Source organism: Allobosea sp. NPDC055594, assembly GCF_053618995.1.
In genome coordinates this window covers 107,528-130,328 of the sequence record NZ_JBSHIO010000006.1, presented here as the reverse complement: position 1 = coordinate 130,328, position 22,801 = coordinate 107,528, and the positions used below count along the sequence as shown (strand labels likewise).

Below are 22,801 nucleotides of genomic sequence, written 5' to 3'. Positions count from 1 at the left end.
GATAATGGCGCTTTCAAATGAGAAATGTGCTTTTATCGGCTTTGCAGTAACCACGGAACTCATTCGTCGACAGCGAATTGGCAAGCATGGCTCGGCGATGCAGTTGGAGCGAGCGATTTCCGCCCTGATCGAAGCGAGGCCGACTGGGAGCTTCAGGAAATTTATAGCTGAAAGTGCTGATCAGCCTAAGCCCGATGAGGGGGGATGAGTGCCAAATCGGCTTCGGTTGAATTGACAAAGAATTGACATGGTATTTATCGCTTCGTAAGTAGCTGTAATAATTGCGTTTTTAAACATTCCTGTCCTCGAAGCGCTGATCGGCAAGGCACTCGCCGGCTTTCTGCCGGCCATGCATCGGGGCGGCTCGCAAGAGCCGCCCTTTTTCGTTTTGATGGCTCGCCATTCACGATGACGCGCAGGATCCGAGCCGGAGACCGCGCCAAGGAGCTTTCCATGCCCCGTCCCGTCCTTCTCGTCACCGGCGGCAGCCGCGGCATCGGTGCCGCCATCTGCCGTTTCGCCGCCGAGCGCGGCTATGACGTCGCCGTCAACTATCAGGGCAATGCCGCTGCGGCGGCAGAGGTCGTCGCTGCCTGCGAGCGGGCGGGGGCCAAGGCCGTGGCGCTGCAGGGCGACATGGCGCTGGAGGCCGACATCGTCCGCGTCTTCGCCGAGGCCAAGGCCGCGCTCGGGCCGTTGACCGCCGTGGTCAACAATGCCGCGATCACCGGCAAGTCGAGCCCGCTCGTCGCGGCGCAGGCGGAGGTCATCCGCGCCTGCATCGATCTCAACGTCACAGGCGCGATCCTGGTGGCGCGCGAGGCGGCGCGGGCCCTGCTCGCCAATACGGCCGCGAAGAACCGTTCGATCGTCAACATCTCCTCGATCGCCGCCGGTCTCGGCTCGCCCGACGAATATGTCTGGTACGCGGCCTCGAAGGCGGCAGTCGATTCCCTCACCGTCGGCCTCGCCAAGGAACTCGCGCCGCAGGGCATCCGCGTCAATGCGGTGGCGCCCGGCATGACCGAGACGGACATCCACGCCGTCTCGACCGGCGATCCCGGCCGCGTCGCCCGCATCGCCCCGACGATCCCGCTGAAGCGCGTCGCGCAGCCCGAGGAGATCGCCGAAGCGGTGCTGTTCGCGCTCTCGGAGGCGGCGTCCTACATGGTCGGCTCGATCATTCGGGTCGGCGGCGGGCGCTAGATCGCCGCGCGTCCGTTCGGACGCGGTTACGGCGATCTATCTTTTTGTTATCGCATCGGAATTTTCCGAAAAGTGGAGTCCGCTTTTCGGTCCGATGCCATAGCCGGGCAGAAGAGGTTGTTCGCCCGCTTCCGGCCGTTCATGGCTGGAACCGGACGGCCGGCGTGCTAAAGCGGCTGCTCATTCACCCGGCAGAAGGCTGCTCATGCGCGTCCTGCTCGTCCTGATCGCTTTCGGCATGGTCGCCGTGCCGGCTCTGCTGGCGCTGGCGCGCACCGATCTGCCGCGCGGGCGGCGGATCTTCAATGCGCTGGTGATCTTCCTGGCGCCGGCCTTCGCGCTCGGCCTGATCCATGGCGTGCCCGAGCTCGACGGCCGGGCGCTGCAGCATCCGATCGCCTGGACGACCCTTCGCCTCGTTCTCACCGGGCTCGCCCTGATCCTGCCCTGGTGTCTCCATGTCTGGCTGAGCGGCCGCCGCTGAGCCTTCTTCAGGAACCGACCATGACCGAACCTGCCGAAACCCCGACGATCGACCACGCTTTCACCGGCGGCCGCAAGGGCCCGGCGCATGATCCGACCTATGCCGGCGCGCTCTCCTTCATGCGCCGGCGCTACAGCAAGGACGTCGCCGGCTGCGACCTCGCGATCTGGGGTGTCCCCTTCGACCTGGCCGTCTCGAACCGGCCCGGAACCCGTTTCGGACCGCAGGCCATGCGCCGCGTCAGCGCGATTTTCGACGGTGACGCGCAGTACCCGTCGCGGGTCGATCCGTTCGAGATCCTGGCCGCCGTCGACTATGGCGATTGCATGCTGCCCCGCAGTGACCTTCAGGGCTGCGCCCGGGCGATCGAGACCGAGGCCGCCGCGATCATCGCGACCGGCGCCCATCTCGTCACGCTTGGCGGCGACCATTTCATCACCTTGCCGCTGCTGCGCGCCCATGTCGCCCGGCACGGCAAGCTGGCGCTCGTGCAGTTCGATGCGCATCAGGACACCTGGGATGACGGAGTCGGAGCGATCAGCCACGGCACCTTCGTGCTCGAGGCGGTGCGTGAGGATCTGATCGATGTCGAGCGCTCGATCCAGGTCGGCATCCGCACTGTCGCGCCGCGCGATTGCGGCATCGAGGTGCTCGATGGCTACCAGGCCCACGCCCTCGGCGTCGAGGGCGTTGCGGCGCGGATCAAGCAGCGCGTCGGGCAAGGGGCGGCCTATCTCACCTTCGATATCGACGCGGTCGACCCGGCTTTCGCGCCCGGCACCGGCACGCCGGTCGCCGGCGGGCTTTCGTCGGCGCAGGCGCTGCAGATGGTCTGGGCGATCCGCGATCTCGACTTCCGCGGCATGGACATCGTCGAGGTTTCGCCACCCTACGATCACGCCGATGCGACTGCGATCGCAGGGGCGGCGGTGGCGCAGCACTACATTCAGGCGCTGGCGCTGAAGAAGGCCGCGCGCTGAATCGGATTTCGAGGCACTTGAATCATCCTGGCAGGGATATGGCTCAAGCGCTTCGAAACTCTGGGCAAATCAATCTCGCCAACCGGATACTCCTGTGCTGATCGTCTTCAGTGGACTTCCTGGCAGTGGCAAGACGACCCTTGCCCGCGAGCTCTCGGCAAGGCAGTCGGCGACCTATCTGCGTATCGACAGCATTGAGCATGCGCTTCGCACCGCGTCCCCCGGCAGCGATATCGGGCCGGCGGGTTATGTCGTCGCTCTCGCCATCGCGGGTGGGAACCTTTCGCTCGGCAAGGCCGTGGTGGCCGACTGCGTGAATCCTGTGTCCGAGAGCAGGGCAGCTTGGCGCGAGCTCGCCCGCACATCAGCCGTGTCGCATCTCGACATCGAAGTCCTCTGTTCCGACAAGGCGGAGCATCGCCGCAGGGTGGAGCAGCGAACCCCTGATATCGCCGGATTTGTGGTCCCGGACTGGAACTCGGTGGAGGCACATGCCTATGAGCCTTGGTCGGGCGACAGGCTGATCGTCGATACGGCCGTTCTGTCGGTGGAAGAGTCCTTGCGGCTGATCGAAGAGCGCTTGTCATTCGTCAAGCGTCGCGCCGATTGACAGGCGGCCGGGCAGGGAACATATACGCCGCATGACCATGAACCCGACCCGACGTCGCACCGAACAGGCCGCCCCGGCGCGCCCGCGATGACGCTCGGCTAGAAGTCCGAACGCCCGCGACCGCGCCAGAGAGCGCGGTTTTTTTATGCCCGTCGCAAAAGTGATGTCCGGTTTTGCGACAAGGGCGAATTCCAAAGCCAGCCAACCAGTTCCGCCCGCTTCCACCAGACACCTTGCGAGGGTCCGATGAGCCAGAACCTGAAATCCATCTTCATCGACGGCGAGGCCGGCACGACCGGGCTCGGCATCCGCGATCGCCTCGCTGCGGTGCCTGAGGTGGTGGTCAAGAGCATCGCGCCGGAAAAGCGCAAGGATCCGGCCGCCCGCAAGGAGATGATGGCTGGCGTCGACCTCGTCGTGCTCTGCCTGCCCGACGATGCGGCGAAGGAATCGGTCGCGCTCGCCGACGAGCTCGGCACCCAGGCGCCGAAGATCGTCGATGCGTCGACCGCGCACCGCGTCGCGCCGGACTGGACCTATGGCTTCGCCGAGCTGGAGCCCGGCTTCGCGCAGAAGGTCGCCAACGCCAACCGCGTCTCCAATCCCGGCTGCTATCCGACCGGCGGCATCGCGCTCTTGCGCCCGCTTGTCGACGCTGGCCTGCTGCCCGCCGACCATCCGATCACGGTGAATGCCGTCTCCGGCTATTCCGGTGGCGGCAAGGCGATGATCGAGGCCTATGAGGCCGGCACGGCGCCGGATTTCGAACTCTACGGCCTCGGCCTGAAGCACAAGCATCTGCCGGAGCTGCAACTTTATTCGCGGCTGGAGCGGCGGCCGATCTTCGTACCGTCGGTCGGCAATTTCCGGCAGGGCATGCTGGTCAGCGTGCCGCTGCATCTGGGCGCACTGCCGGGCAAGCCGAAGACTGCCGATCTGCATGAGGCTCTGTCGTCCCGCTATGCCGGCTCGAGCTTCGTCTCGGTGCTGCCGGCTACCGCCGATGGCAAGCTCGAGCCGCAGGCGTTGAACGACACCAACAAGCTCGAACTGCGCGTCTTCGGCAACGACGAGCTCGGCCAGGCGGTGTTGGTGGCGCGGCTCGACAATCTCGGCAAGGGGGCGTCCGGGGCCGCGGTGCAGAACATCCGCCTGATGCTCGGTCTGCCCGAGGCCTGACCGGGCCCGGCATCGGCCGGCGATTTGACGAATGGCCCGGCGCGAGTCGGGCCATTTTCATGCCGGGTCCCCGCAGTTCAAATCTGCATCTGCGGTTTGCTCGTGAATTTTTTCGTCTCGACCCCCCAAATGGGGGATGAGGGGCGCCGGGCTGACGCGCATAGCCTGTTCTTGGTCGCGTCCGCATGCCGATCTTCGGCAAGGGCGCGAACGGAACTGTCTCCGCTGCGCCAGACGTTGTCGGGACGTGCGCCGCCCGGGCTGGGTCGAACAGCCCCGGCGGCGCTTTTTTATCAGGCTCCGTAAGCCTTGAACTTCTGCTTCTGCGTGCCGAGCCCCTCGATGCCGAGCGTCACGGTCTCGCCGCCCTTCAGGAAGCGCGGCGGCTTGAAGCCGAGGCCGACGCCGGGCGGGGTGCCGGTGGTGATCACATCACCTGGATCGAGCCGCATGAACTGGCTGATATAGTGGACGAGATAGGCGGCGCCGAAGATCATGGTCTTGGACGAGCCGTTCTGGACGCGCTCGCCATTCACCTCGAGCCACATGGAGAGATTCTGCACATCGGCGATCTCGTCCGGGGTGACCAGCCAGGGGCCGAGCGGACCGAAGGTCGGGCAGCCCTTGCCCTTTGCCCACTGGCCGCCGCGCTCGATCTGGAAGGCGCGCTCGGAGACGTCGTTGCAGACGCAGAAGCCGGCGATCGCCGCCATCGCGTCCTTCTCTTCGATATAGGAGCCGCCGTCGCCGATGACGATCGCGAGCTCGACTTCCCAGTCGGTCTTCTCGGAGCCCTTCGGAATGATGACGTCGTCATTCGGGCCGACGATGCAGTTCGGCGCCTTGTTGAACAGGATCGGCTCCTTGGGGATCGGCGAGCCGGTTTCCTCGGCATGGTCGGCGAAGTTGAGGCCGACCGCGATGAAGTTGCGGACATCGCCGACGCAGGCGCCGATTCGCGGTTCGCCCTCGACCAGCGGCAGCGATTCGGGCGCGATGCCCTTCAGCTTGCCGAGCGAGGCCGACTTCAGCGCCGCACCGGCGATGTCGGACACATGCGCGGACAGGTCCCGCAGCTTTCCGGCCGCGTCGATCAGACCGGGCTTTTCCTGACCAAACGCACCATAACGAACCAATTTCACGTCGTTTCCCCCTAGTTCAATCGTTTCAAAGTGAGCGGCCGCCAAGGGCCGAGGGCCGCGCCGATCCTGTGCGGACGGGGCGCGCTGCGCAAGCCCGCGCGCGCGCATGGCATGCCTGCTCGGCGGGGAGCCGGTGGCTGTGATGCTTTTGCAACGCTGTTCAGCAAAGAACAATCGACCGTGGAGGGGAGAAAATGCCGCATTTTGCGGTGCACAACGCAAAACCGGCAATAGTTCTTATATAAACTATCTATTCCGCGACCCGACTCGGATTCGGTCTCCCTAAAACCGCTGTTTCTGCCCGTTTTTCGCGCTTCCCTTGCGACAGCCAGGGCGAGGCATGGCGAAATTGCGGCGAACGCGGCGGGATTGCGGCAGGCGGGGGCTCACGGCATGCTGGCTGTCAGATTCCGTCCGGCATGGCCGAGGCGGTGCCAACAAGAACCTCAGCCTGGGGAAAGACGCCGCGATGACGAGCCTTCGGAGATACACTGCCGCTGCAACGGTTTCGCTCGCCGCACTGCTGGCGGCTGGTGCCGCGTCGGCCAGTTCCTTCGCGATCCGCAGCGGACAGAGCGCCGAGGGCCTCGGCATGGCCTATGCCGGCGCCGCCGCCGGCGGCATAGGCATGGGCTCCATGGCCTGGAACCCGGCGACGATCACCATGTTTCCCGGCCGCCACAGCCAGTGGAACTTCACCTATCTCTATGCCAGCGGCGATTATCAGCCGACCTCGACGACCACGGTCCTGACCCCGCGCGGTCGCGTGCCGATCCAGGCAGCCGGCGGCAGCCCGCTCGGAACCGGCAATATCGGCGGCGATGGCGGCTTCATCCCGGCCTCCTATTCCGCCTGGCAGCTCACCGACCGGTTCTGGATCGGCCTCACCACCGGCGCGCCCTTCGGTCTGCGTTCGAAGCCCGACAACCAGGTCAATGCGGCGCAGGCTTTCGGCCGTTCGGCGAAGGTGCAGACCTTCAACGTCGCGCCGACGGTCGGCTACAAGGTCAATGACTGGCTCTCCGTCGGCGCTGCCATGCAGATCCAGTGGTTCAACGCCAGTCTGAAGCAGGCCAATGGCATCGCCGCGAACGCCGCGCCGATCATCATCGAAGGCGACACGATCGATTTCGGCTATCGCCTCGGCCTCACGCTGACGCCGTTCGACGGCACCACGATCGGCCTGGGCTATCGCTCCTCGGTCCGGCAGACGCTGGAAGGCACCATGCGCGTCTCGACGGGGCCGACGCCGACGGCCGCCTTCCCGGTCAAGGCCAATCTGAACCTGCCCGATTCCGTGGTCCTCGGTGTTTCTCAGGTCATCAACGACCAGTGGCAGGCCCATCTTGGCGTCGAGTGGACCAATTGGAGCCGGTTCCGCAACATCCCGGTGGTCAGCCAGCTCACCGGGGCGCCGGTCACCAGCCTGAACTTCCAGTATGACGACAGCTGGTACTTCTCGGCGGGTCTGGAATACAAGTACAACCGTGACCTGACGCTCCGCGCCGGCGTCGCCTATGAGCTCTCGGCCGTCAACGATTACAACCGCCAGATCTTCATCTCGGACAATGACCGGCTCTGGCTCAGCGCTGGTGCGAGCTATCAGCTCACCGAGAAGCTGAAGGTCGATGTCGGCTACACCTATATCCACGTCAACAAGGCCAAGGTGAACTATACCGGCAATCATCCCCAGCAGGTCGTGAACCCGGCCTTGCGGGCGATCTCCTACACGGCCGAGGCCGAGCCCTACGTTCACATCGTTTCGGCCGCTCTCACCTATCGCTGGGACAATCCGACCGAGACGGTTCCGGTTCGCCCGGTCGTCCGCAAATACTGATCTTCGCCAGAGAGCGACGCGAAAGCCGGCCTTCGGGCCGGCTTTTTCGTTCAGAGAGCCGGGAGCGGCGGGCCGAGACCACTTTGCTTGGCCGGCCCGTGCGAGCGTTCGTTCGGTCAGGGTCGGCGCGAAGGTCGCGCACAGACCGCGGGGGCACTTGGGTCAGGCCCTGACCTTCACATAGCTGCCCGGCGCGTCTTCGAGCGGCGTGAGCTTGCCGTCGCCGGGGATCCGGGCCTCGACCTGCTTGGGCGCCTGCTCCGCGAGCCAGGCGAACCAATGCGGCCACCAGGAGCCCGGATGCTCCTGCGCCTGCCTGGCCCAGTCCTCGAAGGCGCCTTCGGGCCGGGGGCCGGTCCAGTACTGGTACTTCACCTTGCTCGGCGGGTTGACCACGCCGGCGATGTGACCGGAACCGGCCATGACGTAGTCGACCGGGCCGCCGAAGGATTGCGAGCCGATGAAGACCGATTTCGCGGGTGCGATATGGTCCTCTTTCGTCGCGAGATTGTAGACGGGGATGGTGACCTTGCCGAGGTCGAGCAGCTTGCCGCCGATCCGCATCTCGCCCTTGGTCAGCTTGTTGTCGAGATAGCAGTTGCGCAGATAGAAAGAGTGGTTCGCCGCCGGCATCCGCGTCGAATCCGAATTCCAGTAGAGCAGGTCGAAGGCGGTCGGAGCCTTGCCCTTCAGGTAGTTGTTGACCGCATAGGACCAGATCAGGTCGTTCGGTCGCAGCATGTTGAAGGCGCCGGCCATGCGTGCGCCATCGAGATAGCCGCGCTCGGCCATCTGTTCCTCGAGAGTGCGGATCTGGTCCTCGTCGACGAAGACCGAGAGTTCGCCGGCATTGGAGAAATCGACCTGCGTGGTGAAGAAGGTGGCGCTGGCGATGCGCTTGTCCCGCATGGCCGCCATATAGGCGAGGGTGACGCCGAGCAGCGTGCCGCCGACGCAATAGCCGATCGCGGAGACCTGCTTCTCGCCGGTCGCCTGCTCGACCGCCTCGAGCGCCGCGAAGATGCCTTCGCGCATATAGCTCTCGAAATCCTTCAGAGCATGGCGATGGTCGGGGTTGACCCAGGAAATGCAGAAGACCGTCAGACCCTGCTCGACGCACCAGCGGATGAAGCTCTTCTCGGGGTTGAGGTCGAGGATGTAGAACTTGTTGATCCAGGGCGGCACGATCAGCAGTGGCCGCTTCAGCACCTTCGGCGTCGCGGGCGCGTACTGGATCAGCTCGATGATCTCGTTCCGATAGATCACCTTGCCAGGGGTCGTCGCGATGTTGACGCCGACCTCGAAGGCGCGCGTGTCGGATTGCCGGATCTTGAGCTCGCCGCCGCCGGCCTCGATGTCTTCGGCCAGCATCTTCATGCCGCGCACCAGATTCTCGCCGTTCTGGGCCAGGGTCTCGCGCAGCAGCTCCGGGTTGGTCGCGACGAAATTCGAGGGGGAGAGGGCCCCGGCGATCTGCTTGACGTAGAAGCGCGCCCTGTCGCGGGTGTGCGGGTCGAGGTCCTCGGCCTGCTCGACCATGCTCTCGGCCCAGCGTGACGACAGCAGATAGGCTTGCTTGACGAAATCGAAGACCGGATGGCTCTGCCATTCGGGATCGGAGAAGCGAGCATCGCGCTTTTCCGGCTCGATCACCGGCTCGGCCGGCTCGCCGCCCAGCCGCTTCAGCGTCGCGCTCCACAGGCTGAGGAAATCAGTCGTGATGGAGGCCTGGGCCTCGATGATCTTATGGGGATCGCTGACCCAGCGCTCGGCCACCCGTCCGAGCACCTTGACCATCTCGCTGGCCTCGTCGGCGGCGCCGGTCTTGGCTTCGCCGCGTTCGATCGGCTTCAGATAGGCGGCGGTCACCTTGCCGGCCTGTTCGACCAGCTTGCCCATGTTCTGCGCCATTGCGTCGAAATCCGGCAGCGTCGGCGCGTCGAGCACCGGCGGCTCGGCCTGGGCCTGCGCACTCTTGCCCTTGCTGCCGGCCGGTGGCCTCATGGTATCGCTCCCTTGCGATTGCGTTCTGCGGGAGTTGAACTCCGCATTGCGGACCCATTAAGGACCTAACTGATAAGAGTGACAAAGGAAAATCGTGAGAGCCCCGGCAATGCCCCAAGCCCTGGTCCGGACCTCGCTGAAGGTCGTTTGCGCAGCTGCGCTGCTCGGCATGCTGCTCGGCGGCTGTGAGGCTGCGCGCGGCGTCGCGGAGTTCACCGATCTCGCCACCAAGCCGGCCGAGCCCAAGCCTTTCGTGCTCGAAACCAGGCCGCAAGACCCGAAATACGTGCCGGTCGGCTCGGCGGTCACGCGCGACGCCAAGCGCAAGACCGTTGAGGAATTCAAGAAGCTCGAGGCTGAGCTCGAAGCGAAGCGGATTTCCAACGAAGCCGCCGGAGCGCAGGCGCAGAGCCTGGGCAAGACGCCGCCGCCCGCGCCGGCGGAGGCGCAGCCAAGCAACTGAGCCTGGGCGAGTCTGCCGGTCACCGTCCGCGGATGGCGGACGGTGATGGGCCCATGGAGGTCCTGTCGCGCGTTCGGCCTCAAGGGCCGTCGCCCCATGTCAGAGCCTTGTAGTCGAAGCCCTCGTCCAGCCCCGGCTTGACGATCTGGAAATAGGGCGAGATGTCGAAATCGGCGGGCGCGTAGAGGCTGAAATGCCGGATATGCAGCAGTTCCTGATGGCGCCAGTCATTGGGGCCGCGCTGGATCGCCGGGCCGAGTTCGATGCGCGGCAGGATCGGATAGCCGACGTGCTCGAACGCTTCCGCAATCAAGGTCGAGCAGATCGCCCGCGTCGGCTCCCCCGAACCGAGTGCGATCATGCGGCGGCGCCAGTGCGATGGCACGGGCAGCGTCGGCAGCAGGTAGCGCGCCAAGTCGATGATGTTGCGCGTGTCGTAGCAAATGCCGAGTCGCGAGATCATGAAATCGACCAGGCTGCGCCGGTCGGCGTCGGTCAGTCCGACCGGCCGGCATATGCGCGTGTGAAAATGTTCGAGGTTGGAAAGGGGAATCGACCGGCAGCCCGCGTCGAGAACCACTTCGATGAGCGTATGAGGCTCGTCCCCGATCTTCGGCGGGCCGAGGACGTCTCCGACATAGAGCGCGGCATGCGACCAGGTCGAATGCGTCAGATATTTGATGGCCGTCGAAACCCGGTTGGAGCCGGCCACGAGCACGACATCTCCCGGTCGCAAGCTGCGCCGCAGTTCCTCGGGATCGGATGGCGTGAAAGGCTCGCGGCCCGGCCGCTCGCGCAGGAGAAACCCGGCGAGCCGTTGGCCGATCCGATCGAGCATCGTTGCGGATAATCTCATGCCGGTCGCGCCTCGCCATGCCGGGGCGGGAGGTCGCGGGGCCCTGCAAGGACGATGGCACGGGCACTGCGAACCTTCAGCCTGCGATTCGCCTCAGCCATCCCGACAGATAGGCGCCGGCGCATGTCGGGGCGTTGGCGAGCAAATTAATGTTCGGTCAGGTCTCGGGCAAAGCCGAACGTATCGGCGACGATGGCGCTGGAGCGCAGCTTCGCCGTGGCGTTCCGGCGGAGGCTGGTGCCGCGGCTGAGACCTTGCGTCGCGCTTCGACGATTCTTGCGTTTTTGGGCCTGTCGCGCCGAAAGTTGCAGTGCTAGAGCATCTTGGCGCAAGGAATGTGATTTGACGCATTCGGCGCGCCTCAATGCCGGCTCGGCCAGGGACCGTTTAGCAAGATGACCGATTTTCACCGCATCAAGCGTTTGCCGCCTTACGTTTTCGAGCAGGTCAACAAGATCAAGGCAGCCGAGCGAGCCAAGGGCGTCGACATCATCGATCTCGGCATGGGCAATCCCGATTTGCCGGCCCCGAAGCACGTCATCGAGAAGCTGGTCGAGACCGCCGGCAAGCCCCGCACCGACCGCTATTCCGCCTCCAAGGGCATCGCCGGCCTGCGCCGTGCCCAGGCGAATTACTATCAGCGCCGCTTCGGCGTGAAGCTCAATCCGGACACGCAGATCGTCGCCACGCTTGGCTCGAAAGAGGGCTTCGCCAACATGGCGCAGGCGATTACCGGACCGGGCGACGTCGTGCTCGTTCCCAATCCGAGCTATCCGATCCATGCCTTCGGCTTCCTGATGGCCGGCGGCGTCATCCGCTCGGTTCCGGCCGAGCCGACGCCGGCCTTCTTCCCGGCGCTCGAGCGCGCGATGATGCATTCGGTGCCGAAGCCGATCGCGCTCGTCACCTGCTATCCGGCGAACCCGACCGCCTATACCGCCTCGCTCGATTTCTATCGCGATCTCGTCGCCTTCGCGAAGAAGCACGAGCTGATCCTGCTCTCGGATCTCGCCTATGCCGAGGTCTATTTCGACGAGAGCAACCCGCCGCCCTCGATGCTGCAGGTGCCCGGCGCGATCGACGTCACCGTCGAGTTCACCTCGATGTCCAAGACCTTCTCCATGGCCGGCTGGCGCATGGGCTTCGCCGTGGGCAATGAGCGGCTTCTCGCCGCGCTGGCGCGCGTGAAATCCTATCTCGACTATGGCGCCTATACGCCGATCCAGGTCGCCGCCGCGGCGGCTCTGAACGGCCCGGACGACTGCATCCGCGAAATGCGCGAGATCTATCGCAAGCGCCGTGACGCGTTGGTCGAGAGCTTCACCAAGGCGGGCTGGGATTTCCCCGCGCCGCAGGCCTCGATGTTCGCCTGGGTGCCGATCCCGGAGAAATTCCGCCATCTCGGCTCGCTGGAATTCTCGAAGCTCCTGATCGAGAAGGCCGAGGTCGCGGTTGCTCCGGGCATCGGCTTCGGGGAGCATGGCGATGATTTCGTCCGCATCGCCATCGTCGAGAACGAGCAGCGCATCCGCCAGGCGGCGCGCAATATCGCCCGCTTCCTCAAGACCGCCGACCAGACGCTGCACAACGTCATCCAGATCCCGAAGGCCGGCTGAGATCGGCCGCCCTCCGATCTATCGATCCCCGGGGCGGCGTTGCGCCGCCCCCTGCGCATTCCGCGTCTCGACGATGTCGCTGCGGCGTAACGGCGCCGGGGCGCGACGGGGCTGGACCGCATCGCGAAAACATGGGAACCGGAGCGGCCGGAATGGCTGGCTGAGGAGAGGCAGGGGGATATGGTCTCGAAAGGCCGCGTGATCGGGGTCATCTTCGGTCTCTTCGCACTGGTCTGCCTGTTCGCGACCTATGATTTCTCGCGTGGTCGCGCGACCGAAACCGATTCGGCTCTGATCGGGGAGCTGCTGGAGGCGACCAAGGCGCGCGAATGCGGCCGTGACGCCACCGGGATCGTCGAACGCTATCTGCCGATCGGTACGGGACAGGCCGAGGCCGAGAAGATCCTGGCGGAGACGGTGATCCGCCCGCCGAAGCCCTGGTTCTGGAAGCCGGTCAACGAAAATTCGACTGTCTCGCATGGAGACAGCCTCGAGGCGTTGCGCACCATCAAGATCACGGCTTTCGGCAATCAGGTCCTGCGCGTTTATCTCGGCTTCAGCGAGGGCAAGCTGAAGCGCCTCGCGGCAGAGGTGATCTGCCGCTTCGAATAGGCGAGATCAGACTGCACCGGTGAACTCGCCGCGTGCCGGGTACTGGCTCTTGATGACAAAATCGAGCGCTGCGACCATCTCGGCGAAGCTCGGCCGAACGAACGGCATCGACTGGACCGAGAGATAATAGATCGTCCCGTCCGATCGGATCAGGAACACGCCGGGCTCCGAGAACAGCGCCGGCTCTTCGATACCGATCGAGGTCTTGCCGCGAGAGGCCGAGATGTACAGCCCCCAGGCGCGCGCCGTCTCCAGGGCGAGCCCGTAGCCGATCCTGAGCGCTTCGGCGCCGATCTTCTCCGCCATTTCGGCGGCACGGCTCTGGCCGTCGCTGCTGATCGCGATCGTCTCCACGCCGCGGCTGGCGAACTCCGGCACCAGACGCTCGAGTTCCTTCAGATAGGTGGCGCAGAGCGGGCAGTGCAGCCCCCGATAGAAGCAGACCAGAGTGAACCGCTCCGGCGAGGCCGTGCTCAGGTCGAAGCGGCCATGAGCGAGCGTGTCGACGGCAAGGGCGGGAGCGGGCTGGCGGGGTATGAGCATGGGCTGTTCCTGGTTGCTGTTGCAGCTGCCCGACCTTGTTCATATTCTCAAGTATGGAAAGTTCGAATGGCATGATCGAAAGTTCCGATCTGGGGCGGGATCGCCTGTCGAGCTTCTTCGCGGCCTTCGATGTCGCCGCGCAGCAGGTCGCGCCCGCCGCGGCCAATCTCATCCTGACCGGGCAGGTCACCGGGCAGGAGCAGGTCTTGCGCTCGCTGGTTTTCCTGCCGCATGGGCCGGGGGCTCATGACGGCGAAGGCGAGGTGCTGGCCGCGGTCAGGATCGACTTCGGCGGCCGGGAAAATCCGCTGATCGCGGCGTTGCCCAGCCGGGTCGAGCTCGCTTTCGAGGCGGCTCCGACGCTGCTGGCTGTTGCCGAGCTGCTGACGGTCGAGGCCTCGGCGCGGCGCTGTGGCCGTCAGGTCGCGCTCGACAATCTGTGCAGGTTGCTGCTGCTCCTGCTGCTGCGCCACATGATCGAGCGCGGCACAACCCAGCCGGGCTTGCTGGCCGGGCTGTCGCATCCCCAGCTCTTTCCGGCGCTCGTCGCCATGCAGGATGCGCCGGCGCGCGACTGGCGCGTCGACGACCTCGCGACGATCGCCGGCATGTCGCGCACCCGCTTCATGACCCTGTTCCCGCGCGTGGTGGGGGCGACCCCGATGGCCTATCTCGCCGGCTGGCGGATGGTGCTGGCCCGGCGCGAGCTCGAGCGCGGAGGGCTCGTCAAGCTGGTCGCCCGGCGCATCGGTTATGGCAGCGCGGCCGCCTTCTCGCGGGCCTATCAGCGCGCTTTCGGTGAGCCGCCGGTCGCAAGACGGCATGGGGGGAGAGCGGAGGAGGGCGCCTCGCCGCGCCTGGCTGAGGCGGAGCGTGGTCCGGTCCGATCGCAATACCTGCCCTCATCGGCATAATCCGACGCATCGCGGCGGATTCCATCGCCCTTCGCCGTTGACTCCCCGCACGCCTCATGCGACCCCGCGCGACATGACCATGCACGCTCCGCCACCTGACTTCCGGCCTCTTCGCGTCGGCATCGCCGGCCTCGGCACCGTCGGTGCGGCGGTCGCCACCATCCTGAAACGGCAGGAGAATGCGCTCGCTGCGCGCTGCGGCCGGCCGGTGCGCGTCACCGCGGTTTCGGCACGCGATCGCAATCGCGACCGCGGCATCGATCTTGCCGGCCTGAGCTGGTTCGACGATCCGGTGGCGCTGGCGACTTCGCCGGAAATCGATTGTCTGGTCGAGCTGATCGGTGGCTCCGAGGGACCTGCCAAGCAGGCAGTCGAGGCGGCTCTCGCCGCCGGCAAGCCGGTCGTCACCGCCAACAAGGCGCTGCTCGCCGCCCATGGCGTGGCGCTCGCCGAACTCGCCGAAAGCAAGGGCGCGGCGCTCGCCTTCGAGGCTTCCTCGGCCGGCGGCATTCCGGTGGTGAAGACGCTGCGCGAGGCGCTGGCCGGCAATAATGTCTCCCGGCTCTATGGCATCCTCAACGGCACCTGCAATTACATCCTCTCGCGCATGGAGCTGGAGGGGCTGACCTTCGAGGCCTGCCTGAAGGACGCCCAGCGGCTCGGCTACGCCGAGGCCGACCCGACTTTCGACGTCGAGGGCTTCGACACCGCCCACAAGCTCGCCATCCTGACCAGCCTCGCCTTCGGTACGAAGATCGACGCCGAAGCGATTCATGTCGAAGGCATTTCCTCGATCACGCCGCTCGATCTGAAAATGGCCGACGAGCTCGGCTACCGGATCAAGCTGCTCGGCGTCGCCGAGCGCACCAAGACCGGCATCGAGCAGCGCGTCCACCCGACCATGGTGCCGAAGTCGTCTGCCATCGCCCAGGTGATGGGGGTCACCAACGCCGTCACCATCGACGCCGATGCGGTGCGCGAGATCACGCTGGTCGGTCCGGGTGCCGGCGGCGGCCCGACCGCCTCGGCGGTGATCGCCGACATCGCCGATGTCGCCCGCGGCACCGCTGGCCTGCCCTTCGGCCTGCCGGTCGCGCGGCTGGAGGCTCCGGTTCGTGCCGAGATGCAGCGCCATGAGGGCGGGTATTACATCCGTCTGGCGGTCGCCGACCGGCCGGGCGCAGCTGCCGCGATCGCGACCCGCATGGCCGAGGCGAACATCTCGCTCGAGAGCATCGTCCAGCGCCGTTCGGAGGCCGCTGCGGCGCGCGATCCCGGCGGGCGCTCCGGTGCGCCGGTTCCGGTCGTCCTGATCACCTATGCCACCAGCGAGCGCGCGATCCGCGGCGCGCTGGAGAAGGTCGGCGCCGATGGTCATATTTCGGAAGCACCTCAGGTCATCCGCATCGAACGCGAATAGGATGGCGGCCGGGCGGTCGCGGAGTGCTTCCGCTGCCGGTTACCGCGCCGCCGACCGCCGAAAATAGAGGAAACACCATGTCCGTCGATCTTCGCATCTCGCCCGACCAGATCATTGAGCGCTATCTCTCGATGGAACTGGTGCGCGTCACCGAGCGCGCCGCCGTCGCCGCTGCCCGCCTGCGCGGCCATGGCGACGAGAAGGCTGCCGACCAGGCCGCCGTCGACGCGATGCGGCGCGAGCTCAACCGCCTGCCGATCGACGGCGAGATCGTCATCGGCGAGGGCGAGCGCGACGAGGCGCCGATGCTCTTCATCGGCGAGAAGGTCGGCAACAAGCAGGGTCCGAAGGTCCACATCGCCGTCGATCCGCTGGAAGGCACGACGCTCTGCGCCAAGGACATGCCCGGCTCGATCGCCGTGATGGCGATGGCCGGCGCCGGCCATCTGCTCTACGCGCCTGACGTCTACATGGACAAGATCGCCATCGGCCCGGGCTACCCGGCTGGCATCGTCGACCTCGACGCCTCGGCCGCCGACAACATCAACGCGCTGGCCAGGGCCAAGGGCGTCAAGCCGCACGAGATCAACACGCTGATCATGGACCGCCCGCGCCATGAGAAGCTGATCGCCGAAGTCCGCAAGACCGGCGCCTCGATCCGCCTGATCACCGATGGCGACGTCGCCGGCGTGATCTTCTGCACCGAGCCGGAGAAGACCGGTATCGACCTTTATCTCGGCATTGGCGGCGCCCCTGAGGGCGTTCTCGCCGCGGCGGCGCTGCGCTGCGTCGGCGGCCAGATGCAGGGCCGCCTGATCCTCGACACCGAGGAGAAGCGCCAGCGCGCCGCGACCATGGGCGTCAAGGACCCGAACAAGAAATACGACATGGCCGAGATGGCCTCGGGCGACGTCATCGTCTGCGCCACCGGCGTCACCGATGGCGGCATGCTCTCCGGCGTGCGCTTCGGGCCCGAGGTGATCGAGACCGAGACCATCGTCTACCGCTCGATCACCGGCACGGTCCGCCGGATCTATGGCGAGCATCGCGAGTTCGCGAAGTTTAACCTCGACTGAGACGCTGCCGCGGAGAAGGGCGGCGCGTGCTTTCAGCGCGCCGTCATCACTGCCCGCATGAAGCCCGGCTCGACGAAGATCACGCTGCCGTCCGGCAGGCCGAGAATCCGGTTGACCGCGAGGCCGAGAAACTGGAAGCGGCGCTCGAGCGCTTCGATCGCCGCTTCTTCTTCCGCTGTTCCAGAGACTGCGATCGCTCGTCCCCAGGCGTCATGGGCGCTGGCGCCGAGATGCAGGATCGTCTCGGCCGCATCCTCCGGAGCGGACACCGCGAACGCGCCCTCGGCCGCTCCTTCCGCGATGATGCCGGCGAGCACCGGCAGCATCACCGCGATCGAGGCGGCATTGACCCGGTGGTAGAGCACGATGTTCTCCGGGCGGAAAACCACGTCGAAGGCCGCCCGCAGCTTCGGCGCATCCTCCAGATTGGTCTGGCGCGAGCGGGCGAGGAAGCTGTTCAGGCGGTCGAGGGCGCCGAGGGTGGGGTCGTCGAGCACGTCGCGGACCTTGGCGACCGCCTCATGCGCCAAGCGGGCGGCGAGCGCTTCCAGAAGCGCCTCTTTCGACGCGAAATGGTGGTAGAAGCCGCCCTTCGAAATGCCCGCCTTGGCAATGACGTCGCTGATTGTCGTGCCTTCATAGCCATGCTCGAAGAACAGCGCCTGCGCGCAGTCGAGTAGCTCGCTCCTGCGATCCTCCGGATGTTTGACGATGCGCGGCATGCGGTTCCGATCTCGCGTCTTCTTGACGACCGACCCGCGGTCGGTAAAATGACCGACGGTCGGTCTAATGCATGATACGGCTATGGCGGCGGGTGATGCAACGGCGATCACGCGTCGACGGGCCTGCCTTGCAAGCCGATTTCGTCCGCTCGCCGCCGAGGCCTGCGCAGGGGAATGCCTTGAAGATCGTTCGCAGCCTCATCGTGCTCGTCGTGCTGTCGGGGGCAGGCGCGGCCTTCTGGTCCTATAGCCGGCCCGCGGCGGTCGCGACCGTGACCGCCAGGCGCGGCGATGCCGCCGATATCGTCTACGCCACCGGCGTCGTCGAGCCGCGCAACTGGGCCAAGGTCACGCCGCTCGTGCGCGAGCGCATCGTTGAGCGCTGCGATTGCGAGGGCCGCCGGGTCGAGAAGGGCGAGGTCCTGGCCAGACTCGACAGCGTCCTCGCCGAGACCGCCCTCGCCGAGCTCAAGGCCCGCCACAAACTCGCCGCTGCCGAGCACGAGCGCCAGGCCGTCCTCGTCGAGCGCAACGTCATGAGCCAGCAGGCGCTCGACCGGGTCCGCAGCGAGGTCGGGCAGGCGGCGGCGCTGGTCGCCGGCCAGACCGCCCGGCTGGAGAACCACATCCTGCGGGCGCCGATGAGCGGCACCGTCCTGCGCCGCGATGGCGAGGTCGGCGAGATCGCGGAGCCCGGAACGGTGCTGTTCTGGATCGGCGAAGCGAAGCCGCTGCGCATCGTCGCCGAGGTGAACGAGGAGGACATCCCGCAGGTCAAGCCGGGCCAGCGCGCCCTGATCCGGGCTGACGCCTTTCCCGGCCGGACCCTGGAGGCGACGGTCGACAGCATCACCCCCAAGGGCGATCCCGTCGCCAAGAATTACCGGGTCTATCTTGCCTTGCCCGACGACACGCCGCTGCTGATCGGCATGACGGCGGAGCTCAACATCATCGTGCGTGTCGCGCGCAACGCGCTGCTGCTGCCGGTCAATGCGGTCCAGGGCAATGCCGTCGTGCTCGCCGAGGGGGGCGTCGCCCGCCGTCGCGAACTCGCGATCGGCATTCGCGGCACCGGCGAGGTCGAGGTGCTGTCGGGCCTGCCCGAAGAGGCGCGCGTCATCGCGCCCTATCCGGACAAGCTGGGCGAGGGCGCCCGTATCCGGCTGCGGGATGAGTAAGCGATGCCGCTGATCCTGACACTCGCGCTGACGCATATCATCGGGCGGGGCCGGCAGACGCTGGTCGCCGTGCTCGGCGTCGCGCTCGGCGTCGGCTTCTCGATCGCCATGGCCTCGCTGATGCAGGGCGGCGAGGATGATTTCATCGCCAAGCTCGTCGACACCATGCCGCATGTCGACGTCACTGATGAGCGCCGCGCCGTGCGTCGGCAGCCGGCGCAGGACGAGTTCGCGGCGCTGCACATCGCCGGACTGCGCCCCCGGGAGGACCGGCGCGGCATCCTGAACCCGACGGAGGTGACCGCGATGCTGCGCGCCTGGGTGCCCGGCAAGATGGCGCTCAGCCTGAAGACGCAGGGCGTGGTGCGCTATGCCGGGCGCGATGTCGGCATCGGCATCATCGGCGTCGAGCCGCTGGCCGAGATGCAGATATCCTCGCTGACCAAGGATTTTCGCGAGGGCAGCTTCGCCTCGCTGATCGCGGGCGGCAACAACATCGTCGTCGGTAGCCGGCTGGCCCAGCGTCTCGGCGCCGGGCTGGGCACGACGGTCACGGTCGTCTCGGCGACCGGTCAGAGCCGCGCCTTCAAGATCGTCGGCCTGTTCCACACCGGCACGACCGCCCGCGACGAGGGCGAGGGCTATGTGCTGCTCAAGAACGCCCAGATCCTGAGCGAGCGGCCGAACGCGATCAACGAGATCAGGCTGAAGCTCGACGATCCGAACGCTGCGCCGCAGGTGGCGCGACGGGCCGAGGCGCAGGTCGGCTACAAGGCCGTGGCGTGGCAGGAGGCGAACGAATCGCTGCTAGAGGCTTTGGTGATCCGAAACGTCATCATGTACACCGTTGTCGGCGCCATCCTCCTCGTCGCCGGCTTCGGCATCTTCAACATCATCTCGACGATCACCCATGAGAAGGCGCGCGATATCGCCATTCTCAAATCGCTGGGGTTCACCGAGGCCGATATGCGCCGGCTTTTCCTGCTGGAAGGGCTGGCGCTGGGGGCCTGCGGCTCGCTGATCGGCTGGGCCGTCGGCTTCGGACTCTGCTTTGCGCTCTCGCTCGTACGCTTCGAGTTGTCGGGCGCAGCGGTCGCGCAGGAGATCACGCGCCTGCCTCTGGCCTGGAGCATCTGGCACTATCTGATCGCCGCCGGCTTCGCGCTGACCTCGGCCGGCATCGCCGGCTATCTGCCGGCGCGGCAGGCGGCGCGGCTCAACCCGGTCGACATCATCCGGGGGGCGACATGAGCACGCTGATCGAGACCGTGGGGCTGACCCGGATCCTGCCCGGAATCGTGCCGGTGACGCTGGTGCAGGACGTGACCTTGTCGATCGGCGAGGGCGAATTCGTCGCGATCACCGGACCATCCGGATCCGGCAAGTCGTCGCTGCTCTATCTGCTCGGCTTGCTCGACCGGCCGAGCGCCGGCGTGCTGCGCATCTCTGACCGCGACACGGCGGAACTCGGCGAGCGCGAGCGGGCGCAGATCAGGCTGGCGACGCTCGGTTTCGTCTTCCAGTTCCACTTCCTGCTGCCGGAATTCACCGTGCGCGAGAATGTCGAGATTCCGATGCGGCGGCTCGGGCGCCTCGACAAGGCCGCGATGCGGGCGCGCTCGACGCAACTGCTCGAAGCGCTCGGCCTTGCCGGCCATCTCGACAAGCGGCCCGATCAGCTTTCCGGAGGGCAGCGTCAGCGGGTCGCGGTCGCCCGTTCTCTGGCGAACGATCCGCCGATCGTGCTGGCCGACGAGCCGACAGGCAGCCTCGACAGCAAGAACTCCGAGCAGGTCTTCGCGATCCTCGATGCGCTGGTGCGCGAGCGTGGCAAGACCGTCATCGCCGTGACTCACGACACCGACATGGCGGCGCGGGCGAGCCGGCGCATCCATCTCGTCGATGGCAGGCTGGCTGCAAGCTGAGCCGGGCGCGCGTCAGTCTTCGGAGACTGGCTCGTTCTTGCGCCGGAAACCCGTCGCGAGCACGTAGAGCTCGGAGGAATCGGCGCGGCTCGCCGCCGGCTTGAGATTGCGCACGCTGGTGAAGTCGCGCTTGAGCTGGCTGAGTAGTTCGGCGCTGTCGCCGCCCTGGAACAGCTTGGCGAGGAAGAATCCGCCTGGCGCCAGCACGTCATTGGCGAATTCGAGCGCCGCCTCGGCCAGGCCGATGATCTTGAGGTGATCGGTCTTCTTGTGGCCGGTGGTGTTGGCCGCCATGTCCGACATCACGCCATCGGCCTTGCCGCCCAGTTTCTCGGTCAGCAGGGCAGGGGCCTCATCGGCCATGAAATCGAGCTGGATCAGCTCAACCCCCGGAATCGGGTCGACCGGCAGAAGGTCGATGCCGACGATCCGGCCCTTGCCCTTCTCGAGCCCGATCTTCGCCGCGGCGACCTGGCACCAGCCGCCCGGCGCGCAGCCGAGATCGAGCAGCTTCTGGCCGGGTTTGAGGAATTTGTAGCGCTCATCCATCTCGGCGAGCTTGAAGGCCGCCCGCGAGCGATAGCCCATTTCGCGGGCGCGCTTGACATAGGGATCGTTCAGCTGCCGCTCGAGCCAGAGCTGCGAGGAATGGCTGCGCTTGGCCGGCTTCTTGACCTTGACGCGCAGGTCGCGGGCGCCGCCGCTCGGTTTGGACGGGTTCATGCCCTGCACTTAGCTCATTGGCGGCGTCGCCACCAAGCCCGGTCTTCATGCATCATGCGCAGGAGTATGCCCTCGCGCAGGCCGCGATCGGCGATCCGCACCATCGGGCTCGGAAAGGCCCGCCGGATCGCCTCGAAAATGGCGCAGCCCGCCAGCACGAGATCGGCCCGGTCGCGGCCGATGCAGGCATTGGCCTGGCGCTGCGAATAATCCATCGCCACGAGCTCATCGATCACGCTCAGCACGTCGGCCTCGCGCATCCAGAGCCCGTCGACCTGGCGGCGATCATAGCGCGGCAGCCGCAGATGGATGCCCGCGACGGTGGTGACCGTGCCGGAGGTGCCGAGCAGGTGGAAGCCCGCAGCCAGGCGCGCGGTTGCGGCCTTGTCTGCGAACGGCTTCAGCGCGGCACTGCAGTCCGTCACCATCCGCTCGAACAGCTCGCGCCCGACTTCGACGCCGCCATAGCGCTCGGCGACCGAGACCACGCCGATTGGCAGCGAAGCCCATTCGCGGATTCGCGCGGCCGGATCGCGCCCGGATTCGCGGCCACCGAGCCAGACGATCTCGGTCGAGCCGCCGCCAATGTCGAAGACGATGACCGAATCGGCGCCGGGGGCCGCCAGCGCTGCGCAGCCGGTGACGGCGAGCGAGGCCTCGGTGCGCTGGTCGACGATCTCGAGCTCGAGCTGGGCCTCGCGCCCGACACGCTGCACGAAGTCGACGCCGTTTGCCGCCGACCGGCAGGCTTCGGTGGTGACCAGCCGGGCGCGGGTGACGCCGCGATGGTCCATCTTGCTCTTGCAGATCTTCAGCGCCTCGACGGCGCGCTCCATCGCGCCTTCGCCGAGCCGCCCGCTCGCCGAAAGCCCTTCGCCGAGCCGCACGATTCGCGAGAAGGCATCGACGACGCGAAAACCGTGCTGAGCGGGCCGCGCGATCAGCAGGCGGCAATTATTGGTGCCGAGATCGAGCGCGGCATAGGTCGCGGTCGGGCGGCGCGGATGGCTCGGTGCCTCCCGGCCGCCGGCGCTGGCCACGACGCCATCCCCCGTCGCAGCGCGGGCTGCCACGGCGGGGCCGTCCGATTCCTGGCGGTCCTCGACCGTCACCTTGCAATCCTTTGCCGGCCGGGGTCATCGCGATGACCCGCCGGAGCCCGGCCAGAAGCCGGAGCGTTTCCATTCCCGGGCAGCGTAACAACAGCGCGACGCGCCTGCCAAGCAGAACCTGCGAAGGCGAAGCATTGCCCGCCGGCAACGGCGCTTGCCTGAACAGCGGCTTGGCGGCAAAGCTCCGGCGCATCGGGGC

The 22,801-nt window shown here is 66.5% G+C and carries 22 protein-coding genes; 15 read left to right on the top strand and 7 right to left on the bottom strand.

Annotation, left to right across the window (positions count from 1 at the left end; genetic code table 11):
• The first annotated feature begins 453 nt into the window (after window positions 1-453).
• From ACWGRX_RS14155 to argC, 5 genes are all read left to right on the top strand, one after another.
• Window positions 454-1,206, top strand: coding sequence for an SDR family oxidoreductase (locus tag ACWGRX_RS14155; protein ID WP_452118053.1), 753 nt, complete (start codon window positions 454-456; stop codon window positions 1,204-1,206).
• A gap of 205 nt (window positions 1,207-1,411) precedes the next feature.
• The gene (locus ACWGRX_RS14150; RefSeq protein WP_291636422.1) at window positions 1,412-1,690 is read left to right on the top strand and encodes a hypothetical protein; all 279 of its coding nucleotides are present in this window, start codon (window positions 1,412-1,414) and stop codon (window positions 1,688-1,690) included.
• 20 nt (window positions 1,691-1,710) lie between these two features.
• Window positions 1,711-2,670: an agmatinase gene (gene speB, locus ACWGRX_RS14145; protein WP_452118052.1), complete on the top strand. Its 960-nt coding sequence runs from the start codon at window positions 1,711-1,713 to the stop codon at window positions 2,668-2,670.
• 94 nt (window positions 2,671-2,764) lie between these two features.
• The gene (locus ACWGRX_RS14140; RefSeq protein ID WP_452118051.1) at window positions 2,765-3,280 is read left to right on the top strand and encodes a P-loop nucleotide/nucleoside kinase family protein; all 516 of its coding nucleotides are present in this window, start codon (window positions 2,765-2,767) and stop codon (window positions 3,278-3,280) included.
• 246 nt (window positions 3,281-3,526) lie between these two features.
• Complete coding sequence (gene argC, locus ACWGRX_RS14135) at window positions 3,527-4,459, top strand: N-acetyl-gamma-glutamyl-phosphate reductase (protein WP_452118050.1); 933 nt, start codon at window positions 3,527-3,529, stop codon at window positions 4,457-4,459.
• A 293-nt stretch (window positions 4,460-4,752) separates the two neighbouring features.
• Here the strand turns inward: argC and ACWGRX_RS14130 are convergent, their stop codons facing one another.
• Window positions 4,753-5,601 (bottom strand): fumarylacetoacetate hydrolase family protein, encoded by an 849-nt coding sequence (locus ACWGRX_RS14130; protein ID WP_452118049.1) that lies wholly within the window; start codon window positions 5,599-5,601, stop codon window positions 4,753-4,755.
• A 469-nt stretch (window positions 5,602-6,070) separates the two neighbouring features.
• Here ACWGRX_RS14130 and ACWGRX_RS14125 point away from each other — a divergent pair, with 469 nt between their 5' ends.
• Window positions 6,071-7,438 carry an OmpP1/FadL family transporter gene (locus tag ACWGRX_RS14125; RefSeq protein WP_452118048.1) on the top strand — a complete coding sequence of 456 codons (1,368 nt, stop codon included), beginning with the start codon at window positions 6,071-6,073 and terminating at the stop codon, window positions 7,436-7,438.
• A gap of 162 nt (window positions 7,439-7,600) precedes the next feature.
• Here ACWGRX_RS14125 and phaC read toward each other — a convergent pair whose 3' ends face one another.
• On the bottom strand, window positions 7,601-9,442 hold the full coding sequence (gene phaC / locus ACWGRX_RS14120) for a class I poly(R)-hydroxyalkanoic acid synthase (RefSeq protein ID WP_452118047.1): 1,842 nt from the start codon (window positions 9,440-9,442) through the stop codon (window positions 7,601-7,603).
• Window positions 9,443-9,551: 109 nt separating this feature from the next.
• Between phaC and ACWGRX_RS14115 the strand changes: the two genes are divergently transcribed.
• Window positions 9,552-9,905 (top strand): hypothetical protein, encoded by a 354-nt coding sequence (locus ACWGRX_RS14115; RefSeq protein WP_291649858.1) that lies wholly within the window; start codon window positions 9,552-9,554, stop codon window positions 9,903-9,905.
• 79 nt (window positions 9,906-9,984) lie between these two features.
• Here ACWGRX_RS14115 and ACWGRX_RS14110 read toward each other — a convergent pair whose 3' ends face one another.
• Window positions 9,985-10,761: a C40 family peptidase gene (locus tag ACWGRX_RS14110; protein ID WP_452118046.1), complete on the bottom strand. Its 777-nt coding sequence runs from the start codon at window positions 10,759-10,761 to the stop codon at window positions 9,985-9,987.
• 395 nt (window positions 10,762-11,156) lie between these two features.
• On the opposite strand from ACWGRX_RS14110, the gene ACWGRX_RS14105 reads away from it, so the two are divergent.
• Window positions 11,157-12,377 (top strand): LL-diaminopimelate aminotransferase, encoded by a 1,221-nt coding sequence (locus ACWGRX_RS14105; protein ID WP_291636408.1) that lies wholly within the window; start codon window positions 11,157-11,159, stop codon window positions 12,375-12,377.
• A gap of 180 nt (window positions 12,378-12,557) precedes the next feature.
• Entirely contained in the window at window positions 12,558-12,989 is a 432-nt protein-coding gene (locus ACWGRX_RS14100; RefSeq protein ID WP_452118045.1) for a hypothetical protein, read from the top strand.
• 6 nt (window positions 12,990-12,995) lie between these two features.
• Here ACWGRX_RS14100 and ACWGRX_RS14095 read toward each other — a convergent pair whose 3' ends face one another.
• Window positions 12,996-13,532: a peroxiredoxin-like family protein gene (locus ACWGRX_RS14095; protein ID WP_452118044.1), complete on the bottom strand. Its 537-nt coding sequence runs from the start codon at window positions 13,530-13,532 to the stop codon at window positions 12,996-12,998.
• A 71-nt stretch (window positions 13,533-13,603) separates the two neighbouring features.
• Here ACWGRX_RS14095 and ACWGRX_RS14090 point away from each other — a divergent pair, with 71 nt between their 5' ends.
• The 3 genes from ACWGRX_RS14090 (at window position 13,604) to glpX (ending at window position 16,942) form a co-directional block, all read left to right on the top strand.
• On the top strand, window positions 13,604-14,446 hold the full coding sequence (locus ACWGRX_RS14090) for a helix-turn-helix transcriptional regulator (protein WP_452118043.1): 843 nt from the start codon (window positions 13,604-13,606) through the stop codon (window positions 14,444-14,446).
• Between the two features lie 79 nt (window positions 14,447-14,525).
• Window positions 14,526-15,866: a homoserine dehydrogenase gene (locus tag ACWGRX_RS14085; protein ID WP_452118219.1), complete on the top strand. Its 1,341-nt coding sequence runs from the start codon at window positions 14,526-14,528 to the stop codon at window positions 15,864-15,866.
• A gap of 77 nt (window positions 15,867-15,943) precedes the next feature.
• Window positions 15,944-16,942, top strand: coding sequence for a class II fructose-bisphosphatase (gene glpX, locus ACWGRX_RS14080; RefSeq protein WP_291636401.1), 999 nt, complete (start codon window positions 15,944-15,946; stop codon window positions 16,940-16,942).
• A gap of 32 nt (window positions 16,943-16,974) precedes the next feature.
• Here the strand turns inward: glpX and ACWGRX_RS14075 are convergent, their stop codons facing one another.
• Complete coding sequence (locus ACWGRX_RS14075; RefSeq protein WP_452118042.1) at window positions 16,975-17,664, bottom strand: TetR/AcrR family transcriptional regulator; 690 nt, start codon at window positions 17,662-17,664, stop codon at window positions 16,975-16,977.
• Between the two features lie 179 nt (window positions 17,665-17,843).
• Here ACWGRX_RS14075 and ACWGRX_RS14070 point away from each other — a divergent pair, with 179 nt between their 5' ends.
• The 3 genes from ACWGRX_RS14070 to ACWGRX_RS14060 are packed head-to-tail and all read left to right on the top strand — an operon-like array spanning window position 17,844 to window position 20,767.
• Window positions 17,844-18,842 carry an efflux RND transporter periplasmic adaptor subunit gene (locus ACWGRX_RS14070; protein ID WP_452118041.1) on the top strand — a complete coding sequence of 333 codons (999 nt, stop codon included), beginning with the start codon at window positions 17,844-17,846 and terminating at the stop codon, window positions 18,840-18,842.
• 3 nt (window positions 18,843-18,845) lie between these two features.
• The gene (locus ACWGRX_RS14065) at window positions 18,846-20,093 is read left to right on the top strand and encodes an ABC transporter permease (RefSeq protein ID WP_452118040.1); all 1,248 of its coding nucleotides are present in this window, start codon (window positions 18,846-18,848) and stop codon (window positions 20,091-20,093) included.
• On the top strand, window positions 20,090-20,767 hold the full coding sequence (locus ACWGRX_RS14060) for an ABC transporter ATP-binding protein (protein WP_452118039.1): 678 nt from the start codon (window positions 20,090-20,092) through the stop codon (window positions 20,765-20,767). The genes ACWGRX_RS14065 and ACWGRX_RS14060 overlap by 4 nt, the downstream gene beginning before the upstream one ends.
• A 12-nt stretch (window positions 20,768-20,779) precedes the next feature.
• Here ACWGRX_RS14060 and ACWGRX_RS14055 read toward each other — a convergent pair whose 3' ends face one another.
• Complete coding sequence (locus tag ACWGRX_RS14055; RefSeq protein WP_291636391.1) at window positions 20,780-21,490, bottom strand: RlmE family RNA methyltransferase; 711 nt, start codon at window positions 21,488-21,490, stop codon at window positions 20,780-20,782.
• 14 nt (window positions 21,491-21,504) lie between these two features.
• Window positions 21,505-22,602 carry a Ppx/GppA phosphatase family protein gene (locus ACWGRX_RS14050; protein ID WP_452118038.1) on the bottom strand — a complete coding sequence of 366 codons (1,098 nt, stop codon included), beginning with the start codon at window positions 22,600-22,602 and terminating at the stop codon, window positions 21,505-21,507.
• Window positions 22,603-22,801 lie beyond the last annotated feature (199 nt).

What these genes read in the sequence shown, in the direction of transcription:
- ACWGRX_RS14155 (WP_452118053.1), top strand. Translation starts at nt 454, where the DNA reads ATGCCCCGTCCCGTCCTTCTCGTCACCGGCGGCAGCCGCGGCATCGGT.
- ACWGRX_RS14150 (WP_291636422.1), top strand. Translation starts at nt 1,412, where the DNA reads ATGCGCGTCCTGCTCGTCCTGATCGCTTTCGGCATGGTCGCCGTGCCG.
- speB (WP_452118052.1), top strand. Translation starts at nt 1,711, where the DNA reads ATGACCGAACCTGCCGAAACCCCGACGATCGACCACGCTTTCACCGGC.
- argC (WP_452118050.1), top strand. Translation starts at nt 3,527, where the DNA reads ATGAGCCAGAACCTGAAATCCATCTTCATCGACGGCGAGGCCGGCACG.
- ACWGRX_RS14125 (WP_452118048.1), top strand. Translation starts at nt 6,071, where the DNA reads ATGACGAGCCTTCGGAGATACACTGCCGCTGCAACGGTTTCGCTCGCC.
- phaC (WP_452118047.1), bottom strand. Translation starts at nt 9,442, where the DNA reads ATGAGGCCACCGGCCGGCAGCAAGGGCAAGAGTGCGCAGGCCCAGGCC.
- ACWGRX_RS14115 (WP_291649858.1), top strand. Translation starts at nt 9,552, where the DNA reads ATGCCCCAAGCCCTGGTCCGGACCTCGCTGAAGGTCGTTTGCGCAGCT.
- ACWGRX_RS14110 (WP_452118046.1), bottom strand. Translation starts at nt 10,761, where the DNA reads ATGAGATTATCCGCAACGATGCTCGATCGGATCGGCCAACGGCTCGCC.
- ACWGRX_RS14105 (WP_291636408.1), top strand. Translation starts at nt 11,157, where the DNA reads ATGACCGATTTTCACCGCATCAAGCGTTTGCCGCCTTACGTTTTCGAG.
- ACWGRX_RS14100 (WP_452118045.1), top strand. Translation starts at nt 12,558, where the DNA reads ATGGTCTCGAAAGGCCGCGTGATCGGGGTCATCTTCGGTCTCTTCGCA.
- ACWGRX_RS14095 (WP_452118044.1), bottom strand. Translation starts at nt 13,532, where the DNA reads ATGCTCATACCCCGCCAGCCCGCTCCCGCCCTTGCCGTCGACACGCTC.
- ACWGRX_RS14090 (WP_452118043.1), top strand. Translation starts at nt 13,604, where the DNA reads ATGATCGAAAGTTCCGATCTGGGGCGGGATCGCCTGTCGAGCTTCTTC.
- ACWGRX_RS14085 (WP_452118219.1), top strand. Translation starts at nt 14,526, where the DNA reads ATGCACGCTCCGCCACCTGACTTCCGGCCTCTTCGCGTCGGCATCGCC.
- glpX (WP_291636401.1), top strand. Translation starts at nt 15,944, where the DNA reads ATGTCCGTCGATCTTCGCATCTCGCCCGACCAGATCATTGAGCGCTAT.
- ACWGRX_RS14075 (WP_452118042.1), bottom strand. Translation starts at nt 17,664, where the DNA reads ATGCCGCGCATCGTCAAACATCCGGAGGATCGCAGGAGCGAGCTACTC.
- ACWGRX_RS14065 (WP_452118040.1), top strand. Translation starts at nt 18,846, where the DNA reads ATGCCGCTGATCCTGACACTCGCGCTGACGCATATCATCGGGCGGGGC.
- ACWGRX_RS14060 (WP_452118039.1), top strand. Translation starts at nt 20,090, where the DNA reads ATGAGCACGCTGATCGAGACCGTGGGGCTGACCCGGATCCTGCCCGGA.
- ACWGRX_RS14055 (WP_291636391.1), bottom strand. Translation starts at nt 21,490, where the DNA reads ATGAACCCGTCCAAACCGAGCGGCGGCGCCCGCGACCTGCGCGTCAAG.